General features: G+C 46.0%; 11 protein-coding genes and 1 pseudogene. 9 read left to right on the top strand and 3 right to left on the bottom strand.

Annotated elements, in window-relative coordinates; all coding sequences use genetic code 11:
- Positions 1 to 16 precede the first annotated feature (16 nt).
- The 3 genes from FPZ49_RS21055 to FPZ49_RS21045 all read left to right on the top strand — a co-directional run bounded on the left by FPZ49_RS21055 (position 17) and on the right by FPZ49_RS21045 (position 4,819).
- A complete protein-coding gene (locus FPZ49_RS21055; RefSeq protein WP_144850625.1) occupies positions 17 to 1,810 on the top strand; it encodes a sensor histidine kinase in 1,794 nt (597 codons plus the stop codon).
- Positions 1,785 to 3,428: a response regulator transcription factor gene (locus tag FPZ49_RS21050; RefSeq protein WP_144850623.1), complete on the top strand. Its 1,644-nt coding sequence runs from the start codon at positions 1,785 to 1,787 to the stop codon at positions 3,426 to 3,428. The genes FPZ49_RS21055 and FPZ49_RS21050 overlap by 26 nt, the downstream gene beginning before the upstream one ends.
- Positions 3,429 to 4,195: 767 nt before the next feature.
- The gene (locus tag FPZ49_RS21045) at positions 4,196 to 4,819 is read left to right on the top strand and encodes a CBO0543 family protein (protein ID WP_186445975.1); all 624 of its coding nucleotides are present in this window, start codon (positions 4,196 to 4,198) and stop codon (positions 4,817 to 4,819) included.
- Positions 4,820 to 5,162: 343 nt separating this feature from the next.
- Here the strand turns inward: FPZ49_RS21045 and FPZ49_RS21040 are convergent, their stop codons facing one another.
- Complete coding sequence (locus FPZ49_RS21040) at positions 5,163 to 5,567, bottom strand: VOC family protein (protein WP_144850621.1); 405 nt, start codon at positions 5,565 to 5,567, stop codon at positions 5,163 to 5,165.
- 261 nt (positions 5,568 to 5,828) lie between these two features.
- On the opposite strand from FPZ49_RS21040, the gene FPZ49_RS21035 reads away from it, so the two are divergent.
- A complete protein-coding gene (locus FPZ49_RS21035; protein ID WP_144850619.1) occupies positions 5,829 to 6,425 on the top strand; it encodes a TetR/AcrR family transcriptional regulator in 597 nt (198 codons plus the stop codon).
- A 714-nt stretch (positions 6,426 to 7,139) separates the two neighbouring features.
- Here FPZ49_RS21035 and FPZ49_RS21030 read toward each other — a convergent pair.
- On the bottom strand, positions 7,140 to 7,601 hold the full coding sequence (locus FPZ49_RS21030; protein WP_144850617.1) for a hypothetical protein: 462 nt from the start codon (positions 7,599 to 7,601) through the stop codon (positions 7,140 to 7,142).
- Between the two features lie 77 nt (positions 7,602 to 7,678).
- Between FPZ49_RS21030 and FPZ49_RS21025 the strand changes: the two are divergent.
- A pseudogene (locus tag FPZ49_RS21025) lies at positions 7,679 to 8,044 on the top strand (group I truncated hemoglobin).
- 309 nt (positions 8,045 to 8,353) lie between these two features.
- Here FPZ49_RS21025 and FPZ49_RS21020 read toward each other — a convergent pair.
- Positions 8,354 to 9,478 carry a DUF3231 family protein gene (locus FPZ49_RS21020; RefSeq protein ID WP_144850615.1) on the bottom strand — a complete coding sequence of 375 codons (1,125 nt, stop codon included), beginning with the start codon at positions 9,476 to 9,478 and terminating at the stop codon, positions 8,354 to 8,356.
- A gap of 240 nt (positions 9,479 to 9,718) precedes the next feature.
- Between FPZ49_RS21020 and FPZ49_RS21015 the strand changes: the two genes are divergently transcribed.
- From FPZ49_RS21015 to FPZ49_RS21000, 4 genes are all read left to right on the top strand, one after another.
- Complete coding sequence (locus tag FPZ49_RS21015; protein ID WP_144850613.1) at positions 9,719 to 10,723, top strand: DUF3231 family protein; 1,005 nt, start codon at positions 9,719 to 9,721, stop codon at positions 10,721 to 10,723.
- Positions 10,724 to 11,132: 409 nt separating this feature from the next.
- On the top strand, positions 11,133 to 11,981 hold the full coding sequence (locus FPZ49_RS21010; protein ID WP_144850611.1) for a MurR/RpiR family transcriptional regulator: 849 nt from the start codon (positions 11,133 to 11,135) through the stop codon (positions 11,979 to 11,981).
- A 223-nt stretch (positions 11,982 to 12,204) separates the two neighbouring features.
- On the top strand, positions 12,205 to 12,846 hold the full coding sequence (locus FPZ49_RS21005) for an RraA family protein (protein ID WP_144850715.1): 642 nt from the start codon (positions 12,205 to 12,207) through the stop codon (positions 12,844 to 12,846).
- 56 nt (positions 12,847 to 12,902) lie between these two features.
- Entirely contained in the window at positions 12,903 to 13,775 is an 873-nt protein-coding gene (locus FPZ49_RS21000) for an NAD(P)-dependent oxidoreductase (protein ID WP_144850609.1), read from the top strand.
- Positions 13,776 to 13,785: the final 10 nt, after the last annotated feature.

Here is a 13,785-nt window from a genome sequence, read left to right as displayed (position 1 = left end):
AGGGATGGGGGATTGGATGGCGCGGACGACCTTGTTTCGCAAAGCTGTGGCGGCGATCATACTGCTACTGGTACCGACCCTGATACTATACGGCTATTCCAATAAAGTCAGCGTGAATGTAGTGAAGGATGAAATCCAGAGCTCGAGCCTGAGCCAGCTGTCCTTCTTCCTGAGACAATTCGATTCCAACGTGGAGCAGCTCTCGCTGTTCCCGGTTATTCTCGGCTTCGACCCTTATGTTCGAGCGTTTATCGAGCATAGGGGCGGCTTTGTTTTTGACACGCTGAAGGAACAATCGCGGATTTCCGAGAAAATTAGCCTGCAGAGCGTATCGAGCCCATGGACCAATGAGCTTTCCGTCTTTCTTCCGCAGGAGAAGAAGGTCGTTTCGAGCAATATTTTCAAGGTGTACGACGCGGAGTACGTCAAAAGCCATCTGCCTCTGCAGCAGTGGAGCTATGAGAAAATTTTCGTTGGCTCGGCCGAGATTTATCACTTCGTTCGCCAGTATGCCGACCCCGCCAATTCCAAGACGCCGGAGCAGGTGAATGCGATGCTGCAGGTCGCTTTTCCAATCGACAATATCGTGACGATGCTGGATCAAGTGAAGGCCGGGGGCAAAGGAGATCCATTCCTGTATCAAGCGGGGATGGAGCCGATCATGAACGGAACGTCCGACAGCGTGAAGATTCATCAGTTGATCGGTGTTTTGGGTCCGGAACCGCTGCTTCCGATAGGACACCGGGTCGTCGTTCTAGGCGGAAGGCAGTATTCGGTCAATTTCGTCCAATCCGGCCAGCTGGGCTGGTATTTGGTCGATTATTTGCCGGTGGATGCCATTCTGAAGCCGATTACGATGTCGAGCTTGCTTTTCTACGTCAGCTTCGGACTGCTGCTGCTGCTCGGACTTGCGATGGCCTACCTTCTGTATCGCCATGTACAGTACCCGATCCGGAAGCTTCTTCAAGGTGTCCAACAGATGCGCAAAGGGGACTTGTCCACCCGGATTCATGCCTATGCCGATAATGAATTCGACTTTCTGTTCGATCGTTTCAACGGTATGGCGGAGCAAATTCAGGAGCTTGTCGAGGACGTTTACGAGGAGAAAATCCGCCGCCGCGAAGCGACGCTGAAGCAGCTACAGGCGCAGATCAACCCGCACTTTCTCTACAATAGCCTGTTCTTCATCATCAACACGGCCAAGCTCGGTGATCAGGAATCCGTCGTGGCGATGGCGCAAAATCTGGCGGAATATTACCGTTATACGACCCGGGTGGAGGAGCAGAACGTGCCGCTCCAGGAGGAGCTGCAGCTCGTCGAAAGCTACCTTGCCATCCACAATTTGCGCCTGCAGCGGCTCTATTACGATATTGAAGTGCCTGAAGCTATGCAGGAGCTGACGCTGCCGCGGCTCTTGCTCCAGCCGCTGGTGGAAAACGCGATCGTTCACGGAATCGAGCACATCCCAGGCGACGGGGTAATCCGGATCCGCGGAAGCATGGACGGAGGAAGATGCCGGCTGACGGTGGAGGACAACGGTACGGGACTTGCCCAAGGGGCTTTGCAAGAGCTGCGCGACAAACTGCTGCAGCCGATGGACAGCGGCATGGGCTGCGGCGTCTGGAACGTACACCAGAGGCTGCAGTACGCATTCGGCGAAACGGCGGGGCTGACGCTGGAGTCTTCCGGGCTCGGAGGCCTACGCGTGACGCTGGAGTGGAACCCGGAAGAAGGCAAGGAGCGCAAGGCGCTCATAGAAGCGGAAGAAGGAGGAGACGATTCGGATGGCGGAGCTGCTGATCGTAGATGATGAATTGCATGTGGTGCAGCGGCTGGCGAATCTCGTGCCATGGGCATCGATCGGTATCGGGCGCGTGCATACGGCGCAATCGGCCTACGAGGCGCTGGAGCTGCTCGCGGAGCATCCGGTGGATATCGTGCTCAGCGATATTCGGATGCCGGGCATGACGGGATTGGATCTGGCAGAGCGGTTGCAGGCTGGGTGGCCGAAGACCCGGTGCATCCTACTGTCGGGCTTCGCCGAATTCGAGTATGCGAAGGAAGCAATGGTACGCGGCACGGCCGATTATTTGCTAAAGCCGGTGAAGGACGAGGAGTTGCTGGCCACGGTTGAACGCGTGCTGCGAAGGCTGCAGGCGGAGTGGGCCCAGGTGCTCTCGCAAGAGCGGGCGCTTCGCACGCTGCGGGAGAACCTTCCACAGCTTCGGGGTACCCTTCTCACGGAGTTGCTGCAGGGCCGACGCTATGCCCGGGAAGGGCTGGTGAACCGGATGCGTATGCTCGAGCTCCCGGCGCTGCTCGGCGAGCCGTTCACTCTCCTCCTCGTACGCATGGAGGATCCGTTCCCGAGCTACGACGCGCATAGCTTGGCGCTGCTCGAGTACGCAATCGCGAACATGGCGGAGGAGCTGTTCGCCCCGCAATTCGAGCTGTGGCCGGGGCGCGACGCACACGGCTATCTGGTGTTCGTGCTGAAGGCGGCCGATTCTTCGTACGGAGAAGGCGGCGAGTCGGAGATGCTACGCCAGCTGGAACGGACGGCTGCGAAGCTGCAGCAGGCGATCCGCACGTATTTGAAGGGCACGGTCACCATCCTGCTCAGCCGCTGGGGCACGTTCCCAGATGAGCTGCTCCCGGTATACGATAACACACTGACGGCACTGCGGCAGCGGATCGGCAGTGAGCCGGAGCTGTTGCTGACCGTGCACGGGGAGGCGGAGCTTCCTCTGGCTGGCGTTTCACCCATCGCGAGCCTGTACGAGCTGCCTACACTGACACAGCTCCTCGAGGCAGGGCAGTGGTCCGCGCTCGAGGAGCGAACCTCCCGCATTTTCGAGGAGCTTCGGCGCATCGGGACGGAGTCAGAGGAACACCTGCTGGAGGTGTTCTTCACCGTCTCGTCCGCCGCAACCCAGCTCGCGCACAAGAACGGCCGCCTGCTGTCGGAGCTGGCGGGCGGCGTTTACGAGAAGCTGCTGAAGGGCACACCGTACCGCTCGTTCCACCAGCTTCAGGAATGGACGGCCGATCTGCTCGTCCGGCTGCAGCGCAGTAGCGAGGAGGAGGCGAAGGATTCCCGCAAGCGGATCATCCAGCAGGTGCACCAGTTTGTGGAGCAGCACCTGGCTGATGACGTGTCCCTGCAGGCGATCGCAAGCTACGTTTACCTGCATCCGGTGTACGTGTCAAAGATTTACAAGCTCGAAACTGGAGAGAATCTGAGCGATTACGTCTACCGGGTCCGGATGGATAAGGCGGCGCAGCTGCTCTTGAACAGCCAGGAAAAGATATACGAAATCGCGGCGCGGATCGGGTACCAGAGGGCACATTCTTTTATACATGTGTTCAAGAAGCATACTGGACTCACGCCGCAGGAATACCGGGACAAGCATTTATCTCCTTGTTGAACGGAGAAGCAATCGCATAGGAAGTCGGGAATTTTAGGGTGCCCCGGCTTCTTTTTTTCGTGGGTTTGCTTGCGAATAACAAGGTTGTGTGAAAGGTGGCGCCAAATGACGGAATTACCGATGGTATTAGCACTAGTTATTGATGCAATTGTCCGGCGACAAACATAATCAAATACAGAGGGGCAGGCGAGTCGCCTTGCCTTCCATCTATTTAATTCTAAATGTGCAGCATTTGTTCAATGTCATGTAATTGATCACACATAGTTTTTGCCTCAATAAATGGATAAATTTATACTTCATGTAAATTTTATTCATTAACCTGCCGAGTTAAACTGCCCAATCGCTCAATGACGAAGAGAAGTTACAACGTCCCCTTTGCAGCACCACAGGCATCACCCTATCTGTAATTATGTTTACGTTTACTTCATCCTGTCGGAGTTTCTTGTCAAAATCGGGATTGGGATGACACCCCCATGTTCGTATCGGAGAGGTAAGATTGAGGAATTCGTTAAGCGGTTGGAAGTAAGGCGTACCACCCTCCTTATCATGATGGATCACACTCGAATTCGAGAACATCCAGCAGCGATCCAAGGTCAGATGAAAGAGCTTGATTTGGCGATTAGCGAGATCGAAGTATCTGAATAGAAGGGGTGTATGGGAGTTTTGGGCTTCATATTCAGCCTAGTTAAAAAAGCATCCGTCCCAATAATATTTAATTCCACCAATAGGCATAATAAGGAAAAGTTTATTTGTGGGGGGGGGATTGTATGTCTAAAAGTAAGGATTGGAATCAGATATTTGAAAAGAGAGAGGAGCTAAATCAATTATTAACGTCATTTTGGAATCATTATTCCCATTTGGGAACTTGGCAGTTCTGGTCGAATGTCATATTCTTGATTAGTCCTCTTATAGTCCTTTATTACACCGTGGATCGGAAAAGGATATTCGAAGTACTCTTCTTCGGCTACACAGTTCATCTGCTTTGGACTTACATCGATATAATCCTGGAAGAACTCAATTATCTTGTCCATCCGTACACGCTTACGCCAAAGTTACCGCTCGGGCTTTCCATGACAGCATCCATGATTCCTGTCACTTATCTTCTTTTATACCAGTATTGTACGAACAACAATAGAAATTTTTATATTTACTCATTTTTATTAGGAGCAGTTTTTGCACTTGGTTTTGGAGGAATGTCTGAGTATGTAGGACTCTTAATGTTGCGTAAAGGTATGAATTACTTTTACCTATTTCTCATCGATTTTGGAGTATCAACTATGGGTTATTGGGTAACTAAACTAGTATTAAAATTAAGAGAAGAAAACCCGCAAAAAAGATTGATTTTTATTAGAAATATAAAAATCAATAAATTTCGCGAAAGGGCAAAATAATTATTCCAAGTCATGTTTTTGAGGCCGTATCTGTGCATTCGTAAAAGAGTGCTTTTTATTGGCGATAACATTCCTAAGGAACTTTCTGAGGTACCCGCCGAAGGTTTCAGGACCTCTTTCTAGCTCACCAATTCGACTTTGATCCGTTAAAAGAAACAGCGACGGACCAAGACTAGAAAATAAAGTCTTAGACCTGCCGCTGTTGACATTCAACTAACGTTCCCGAGAGCTTCTGCAACCGCCGCTCCCGACCCGAGAATACTACCAATGTGGACACGTTGCGCAGCGGGCAGGAGAGTTTCAGTCGCGAACTCCATTACTCTTAGCGTAGGAACGCTGTCCGTCAAGGTCTGCCGCTGAACCGCTCGAGCGCTTCCTCGGTAACCGGAGCGAAGAGGTTGACGAGGTTTCCGTCTGGGTCGCGAAACAGGGCAGAGCGGTTCCCCCATGGCATCGTGTTTGGTTCCTGTACCCAATCGTCGACAAGCGGCTTCAAGCGCGCGTACTCGGCATCAACGTCGTGGACGCGAAATTCGATGATGACGGTGTGGTTGTCGGCCGCGCGCGCGGAACCAGCGCCGAACAGTTGCACCGTCTGGGAGTGGCCGATCGCCAGGGTACACGATGGCAGAACGAACTCAGCGAAGACAGGCGCGGGGCGCTTCGCCAAAACACCTGTGACTTTCTCATAGAACACGACGAGTCGATCCAAGTCGTCAGTAATTATGCGTACAGAAGCGAAATTCACGAGACATCATCCTTTCAATAAATTAACGATACGATACCGTAGCGTATCTTATCATATTGATCTGGAGAATACAAGTGACCGTATGACTAACAAATATGGTGCTCTGAAAATGCTTCGTTGCCTCATTGAAGCACAACCAAGGAGTGCTATAAATGGCAAGCCGAAATCCCCGGCGCCAAGGACCCTCCCATGGTATAATGTGAAAGACTTTTATTTTAAGGCAACGAAACCAAGTTTAAGTAATTTGATGTTGGAGGGAAGATGGTGACTACGTCTAATAAATCTGAACGTGTGCCGTCGGCCAATTTGAATAGACGCGTCGAGCGTTCACGACATGCCGTCCTGACCACTGCGTTTGAACTACTCAGCGAAGGCGGTGTGGCTAGCTTCTCCGTCGACGAGGTGGCGCGACGTTCTGGGGTCGCAAAGACGACCATCTACCGCCACTGGCCAACGCGCGAAGCACTGGTGATCGACGCCTGTTCACGGATGATTGCCGAGCAGGAAACGCCCGACACCGGCTCACTCGAAGGTGACGTCACGGCTATCCTGGTGGAAATCGCGCACCTGCTACCGACGGCGAATTGGTCCTTCGTCCTGCCGTCAATCATCGACACCGCCGAGCGCAATCCGGAGTTCGCAGAAATCCACAGTAGGATTCAGCGTGGACACGCCGCCCCCCTGCGAGAGGTCCTTCAGCGCGCGATAGGCAGAGGCGAGCTGTCAGCATACACCGACGTGTCAACTATCGTCGCAGCCCTGCTGGGGCCACTCTTCTACCGCCGCTGGTTCTCACGCGAACCGATCGACGAACAGTTCGTTAAGGCGATCATCAAACGCGTACTCGCTTCACTTTAGTGCGAGACGCCTACCACTCCTTGGCCGGACATCGATGGCGGACCAGCAAATATTTGTTTTGCGCGCCCACAGGCCTCGGCGTCCTGACACAACGCGATCGAACCCCCGACCTGGAGAGCGAGGGTTCGAAAACAGGTTAGATATCGCTATCATTAGTCTAATACTTTAATTTCACGGTCTACAACTATATAAAGCATAGGATACATGATGATGTAGAAAATCACACTCCATACCGTGTTCCATCCGTTAAAATAATCCATGCGGTCGGTTAGGAAAAAAACGTACTCGATGGCAGAAAAGACGATTATCCAAACTGCATTCATAAATGAGTGCAAATACGAACCAGCAACATATATAATATTTTCCGGATTTTTCCCTTTGTAAAAGGAAATACATTCAAATAAATGGTATTAATTGCAGGGTAAAGTCCGAAGATAGGTATGACCCCTAAGGTATCTACTCCTTTTTCAAAGTAGCCATATCAATCGTACCTTAAATCCAAAAATACATCAGTCATGATAGCCAAAAGTAATGCAAATTGTATTGAAGATAACTACAGATGCGATTAAGAAAATCAAAGAACAAACCCTTCTTTTAAGGAAATGAGCTACATATGCAAGTAAAAAAAGTGTTGCGGCGATTATCCTCCCATTACTTAAATTGAAAGCGGCAGCTGGTCATTTGACCGGCTGCCGTTTCGTTATGATTGAGCTATCATAATTCTTTTTCTATTTTAACTATCCATTTATAATACCCTAACAAGATTAACAGTAGGATAGGATTTATTAGTACTGAATACCACAATTTCCACGACCCGTAGTGAAAATATCCCCAAGGTGCGGGCAGCAACGCAATTAACTCATATATGGCGGTACCTATGACCCAATAAACAAAGTAGAATGTTTGTACTCTTAATGCACTTTTAAACGGATACCAATTTAGAAACATCATGTTAACGGGAGGAAGCAATACAAGATGCGCAGGCACAGCCTGCCAGTCAATGTCTTTGGTAAAATACCAGTAAGCATGAAATTTATAATCAACGAATGAATCGAATGTACCTTGAAAAATCGATGTAAATGTCCAAATATGAATAATTTGGTTTGCTGTCAGCCTCTTATTGGTTGTAAAGGCAATAAAATTAAAAACGATAATTGCGATAATAAGACCGATCATAATATATATCCTTTTCTCTTTATAATACCCGGATTTTAATGGTGATTATGCGCTCACTATAAAAAGGAAAAATTATGATGGAAACTACAAAAACGTTATTTGAAAAATTCGGTGGAGAAGATCCAATCGCGAAAGTAGTGGACTATTTTTATGAATTTGTTTTGGCAGATGACACAGTCAATCATTTTTTTTAAAACACGGATATGGAAAAGCAACGAAAGCATCAAACGAAATTTATTAGTTTTGCATTAGGAGGTCCAAATCAGTATTCGGGTGGAAGTATGGCAAAAGTCCACACCGGAATGAATCATCAACCGGTCCATTATGATGCTATTGTTCATCATTTGGGAGAAGCCCTGAAGCACTTTGGTGTGGATGAGTCGGATATCGACCAAGTTGCAAACAAAGTTAACACATTGAGAGAAGATATCATATACAAATAATTAAAAATTGAACTACCAGAGAGCTAAAACAAAAAAAGCGGGGCGAAAATCTGCCTAATTCAGCCGTGAGCGCCGATTTTGATTCCGTGAAACAATTGCAAAAAGACGGCTCGTGTTCGCATCCTTTGCGACCGAGCCGTCTTTCGGTTTATGCCGGATTGCTCCGTTTTGCTGCCCGATCCTCTGAAATAGGGGGTGGGAGTGTTTAGACTTTTCCGTTTTAGCATCATGTTTTTGCTAAAACTCTGCGGTCTGCCGCCAGCGGCGGTTGTTGAAGCCAACCATTTCGAATTAAAACTTTTGCAACACTTAAGAAATGGCAGTAGCATACATTGGTGCTAAATCTATCCGAGTGCTAACTCCCAAAGACGACCCGAAATTGGAAACCGAAAGTGAAATCAATGCTGCAATAAGCGTGAGCATCAAGCGATCTGAGTACGGTGGAATATTTGAATTGGTAATATTGGTATCCCACAATCGGAGGGAAGTAAGAAAATCATTATGCAAAAGGCTTGCGAATTCCTCGATGCTTTTCTCTAGCGTTTCAACGTTCTCTCTCAAGACCATTCGTACTTCCTTCAAATTTGCCACTTGGCTAAAAGCAATTGCAATTGCTTTATGCATGATTACTGTTTTTAAATTAGCAAAAAGACTAGATATTTCAAGAATGTCGAGCGGACGCTTTTGGTCTTTCGTAAAATTTAAAATAAAACCTTGTTCATGAACAAATTCAGGCGTTGTTGGTATTGGAACTTGTGGGAAATTATCAAATAGCTTCAACGACAGCATTAACTCAAGGCTTTTTTCGTAAAGTTCTATGGAATGATTATAGCCATTTTTATTTAACTCACGCACCTGTTTTCCAACGGAAGTACTCAGCGATAACCCATAACCAACCATACCGTTAGCAGTCATCGTATGCAAAAAATACAACAGAAATTCATCAGTGAATAAACGAGGTGCCTTAAGATTTACATCAGCCTCTGTGAACCCAATCGGAATGGGAAAATCCATTTCGTGAAACATGCCTTCCAACTGTGTAATCGTATCTTGAGCATATTGCGTTGCACGTTCATACAAATTCCGTATATTTTGATCTTCAATCACTTGTAAAGCGTGGGCGTTAAATCCAATGTAGAGACTGTTGGTTATGTACGATTGCCACAAGTTTGAAATGTTTGTTGTAACCAAATTATTATTCATAGGCTTTTGCTTATTGTTTTCATCTAACGATTGACTATTCCGATTTTTGGAGTTATTATGCGCTAACTGTATGGCTTGTTGAAACAATTGCTGCGTTTGCTGTACTTGTTCATTAACTTGTTGAGCAGCAAGTTGTGTCTGTTGAGCCAGTTGTTCCATTCTCTGGATAAATTGTTTGATCATTTGATGTTGTTTTTCCTGCTTATTTTGTTGTGACAGGAGTTCGTCCATCGGTTCCTCCTCCTAAAGACTTTACAATATAAAATCCCCTATAATTTCTAAAGGAATTCATTTCATCAGGCGAATTCATAAGCTCATTTTTATATTCTAATATTTTTGCAACCATCTTTTCATTACTTAGAGACGCAAAAAGTATTTTAATCTTACCCAACGCTGAACGCCGATATTCCTGCGCATAAAAGCTGTTCAAATGCAGATACTTACAGAAAAGGTTACATGAAGGGAATTATCATGGAGACTGAACATAATATAAAGCTTACCTCTGCTGAAATAGCCGAGCTTTGGTCGTGCTACATGACCGATAGTATGGCTATATGTGTATTGTCGTACTTTTTGAACAAGGTCGAAGATACTCAAATCAAGGAAGTTATTGAGTATGCACTTGGACTATCCCAAAAACATCTTGTCGACGTAAAAGCGATAATGCAAGGCGAAAATTTCCCAATCCCCAAAGGATTCACTATGGATGATGTAAATGTCAATGCTCCACGCCTATATTCGGATACATTTTTTCTCATTTACCTAAAGAACTTAGGAAAACTTGGGCTAGTGAATTATGCTATTGCCTTAGGTCACATGACTAGGGAGGATACATGTAAGTTCTTTACTGATTGCGTTACCAATGCGACAGCACTTTCCAACATGGCATCGAAAGTAATGCTTTCAAAAGGTGTATATATTAAGCCTCCTCATGTACCCAGTACAGAATCGGCGGAATTTGTTCAGAAGGAAAGTTTTCTTAATGGATGGTTTGGTGATAAAAGACCATTGAACGTAATGGAAATATCGCACCTATATCTTAACATTCAAACCAATGCTCTGGGCAAGGCTCTATTGATTGGATTCGCCCAAACCGCCCAAAACGATGCTGTACGTGATTTCATGATAAGGGGAAAGGAAATCGCCACCAAACACGTTAAAGAGTTCAGTTTGGTACTAACAGACGACGACATTCCTGCCCCAATGACATGGGATACGGACATTATGGATTCTAAAGAACCCCCTTTTTCAGACAAGTTGCTAATGTACCATACAGTTTCATTGATAGCATCTGGTTTAGGAAACTACGGTTTTGCAATGGCACAAAGTATGAGAAGAGACCTGTCGGCAATGTATGGGGCATTGATGGCTGAAATAGGGGCGTATGCAGATGATGGAGCAAAACTAATGATTGAGAAAGATTGGTTAGAGAAGATACCTCAAGCACCAGACAGAAAAGCATTGATTCAAGCATAGAAAGTCAAAAAAGCTACTCCAAATGACTTTTTTATATGTCCTAATATAAATAATGCAGGCTGTTACGCCAGAGCGAGCGTTACGCGCCGTCGTGCAGATGGAGCAAGGGCGGTTTTCTCCAAGGGCAATAAGAGCTTGGTCAGAACGACGCCGAGCAATGAGTTTTTCATAAACGATGATCGGCTTCCATCGATTGAAACGCGGATGATCGCGGGTTCGCGGCTCCGATATTATATTTATTTATGAAACATCACATTTAATTACTTCTTACCAAGGTTTAAGTATTTCTATTTAAATAAGTCCTTTTATTGCAAAAGTAATAATGTTACAATGCTAATAGCCAGGTAATATATATTTCTAATTAAGAAATAAAAGAAATGAAAATTTCATTTAAAGTGGAGTCGTTTTGATGGAAAACCCAATATTGCAGTTAAAAAATAAGATTTCTGAATTGACGGAAACACAGCGTAAGGTTGCAGATTATATCATTAAAAATCCGGTCGATGTTGCATTTTTAACGGTGGATCAATTAGCCGGCTTGGTAGGAACGAGTACTACCACGATCATGAGACTGACATTCAGTTTAGGTTATACCGGGTATTCGGAATTCCAAAAAGGTTTGCAAGAACTTCTACGTAATAAGGCAGATCCCAATACGCGATTAGCAGCGAATTTAAAAGATTTAAATCGAAGCGATTTATTTATCCGCTGTGCGGAAAACCATGTCAATAATATTCAGTCAACCGTACAAATGATATCCGGTGAAACGCTTCAAAAGACGTTGGACATGATTGTATCGGCAAAACGAATTTATTGTACTGGAGTTAGAAGCGGGTTACCTATCGCACAATGCTTGGCTTACGGTCTTAACAGGTTGTTAGGTAATTGCGATTTAGCTCATGCCGATCTTTTCGAATGGGCGGAACGTGTGCATACTTTTGATTCATCAGATTTGGTTATTGCATGCAGTTTCCCAAGGTATGCAAGAAAAGTATCTGAGTTTGTCGAACTTGCAAAAAGGAATAACGCACAAGTAATATCTTTTACAGATAGCTATTCCTCTCCATTAGCGAAGTACTCGGATATCATTTTGCCTTGTAACGTAAGCAGTGTAGCTTTTCACAATTCAATAATCGCGCCTATGTTTCTGGCCGACTACATCATTAGCGCTCTAGCAATAAATTATCCAGAAAAAACAAAGCAGCATCTGGATAAGCTTGATTCCATTCTAAGGGAAACGAATTATCATTTAACTTAACCATGTACCGGCAAGGGTATTAGAAAAAGAGCTCTAAGCTTTAACAAAGGCGAGCTCCCTTCTAATGGCCTTTTTTTGTTCTTAAAAAAGGGTTTACATGAAAAAAAATCAATGTTATTATACGACTTGTGGATGTAATAAATATTACATAACAATTCATTGTCGTTATAATTACTACATAAAATAATGAGGTGTCATGTAAGTGAACAGTTTATATGTTGGAATGCAGCAACCACTTCTGCCTGAAGAATGGATCATCAGAGCTAGACGTCTTAGCACTTCTCTATTTTGTGACGTGATGGGGCGGACAGGGGCAATGGATTATTCGATCAAGCCTGTTGCAACTGGCATGAAGGTTGTTGGAACGGCGTTAACGGTGGATTTGAGGCCGGGAGACAATCTATTTTTGCATAAAGCGATAAATGTCGGCCAAAAGGGTTATGTTTTGGTTGCTGACGGAAAGGGCCATGTTGCAAACGCTTACTTAGGTGAGTTAATGGCGGAAGCAGCGCAAAAGTTAGGGCTTGAAGGGATAATCATAGACGGAGCCACACGGGATAAAGAGGCACTTATCGAATTGAATTTGCCGATTTTTTGTAAGGGCTTCAATCCTAACGGCCCGCACAAGGACGGTCCCGGGAAGCTGCATACTTCCATTTCATGCGGAGGCGTTTCCGTACAGCCGGGAGACCTGGTTGTGGGAGATGATGACGGGGTCGTAGTTATTCCGCGAAATATGGTGGAAGAGGTCCTAGCATTAGCCGAGAACAAAGCAGATGAAGAGGAAAAACGAAAGCAAGACATCCGCAGTGGCAAGATTGAGCCTGCGTTTTTGAAAAAGGCTATGGAACGATACGGGTTGTAATTATTTTTTGTACCTAAACGCAACATGAAATATCAGAAGAGGAAGGAACGTTACTCATGCGATTGGGTTTTATCGGCTTTGGAGAAGCTGCGTTTGAAATGTCCTCCGGACTTAAGCAGCAAGGATTAGAACAGATCACTGCATTTGATCCCATGTGGAACCATACCAAGTTTGGAGCCTTGGTTCAGGAGAGGGCCCAAAAAGCTAAAGTTGAATTGTTGTCACAATCAGAGGAAGTATTGGCTCGGGCGGATATCTTGATTGTTGCGGTACCCGCGGACAAAGCTTATGATGCTAGTACTGCATTAAAACCGCATTTGAAGCAAGATTGCGTATATGTGGATGTATCTGCCTCTAGCCCGGATGTGAAAAATAAAATCAGTGAGAACGTTAAAGAAACGGGGTGTCGATTCGTCGATGCTGCGATGATGGGGCCATTACCGGTTTACAAGCATAAGGTACCTATTCTTGCAAGCGGCGATGGTACGGATACGTTTATTCAATTCCTGTCCCCGTATGGAATGGAAATTAGTAAGGTTAGCGAAAATCCGGGTGACGCCTCTGCGGTAAAACTCATTCGCAGTATTTATATGAAAGGGATAGCCGCTCTATTGGTGGAAATGCTGCAAGCAGCTCACCATTATAAAGTGGAGGAGCTTGTCATCGATTCAATCAGTGAAACGATGGATGGCACCAGCTTCGCCAGCACGATGAATCGATTGGTCACGGGCACATCCGTTCATGCGTTGCGTAGAGCGGTGGAATTAGAAGGATCTATTGAAATGTTGGAATCTTCAAGCATCAATTCCGTCATGTCTCAGGCCTCTAAAGAAAAGCTGCAGCTTCTATCCAGCTTCAATTTTAAAGAAAAATTTCAAGGTAAAACGCCTGCGCATTGGTTGGAAGTCATTAGCGAAATGCAATCATAAAATCCATCTT

It is taken from the genome of Paenibacillus cremeus (genome assembly GCF_007786445.1).
GTDB lineage: Bacteria > Bacillota > Bacilli > Paenibacillales > NBRC-103111 > Paenibacillus_G > Paenibacillus_G cremeus.
Note: the sequence above shows the minus strand (reverse complement) of the source record. Positions and strands in the feature narration are given on the sequence as shown.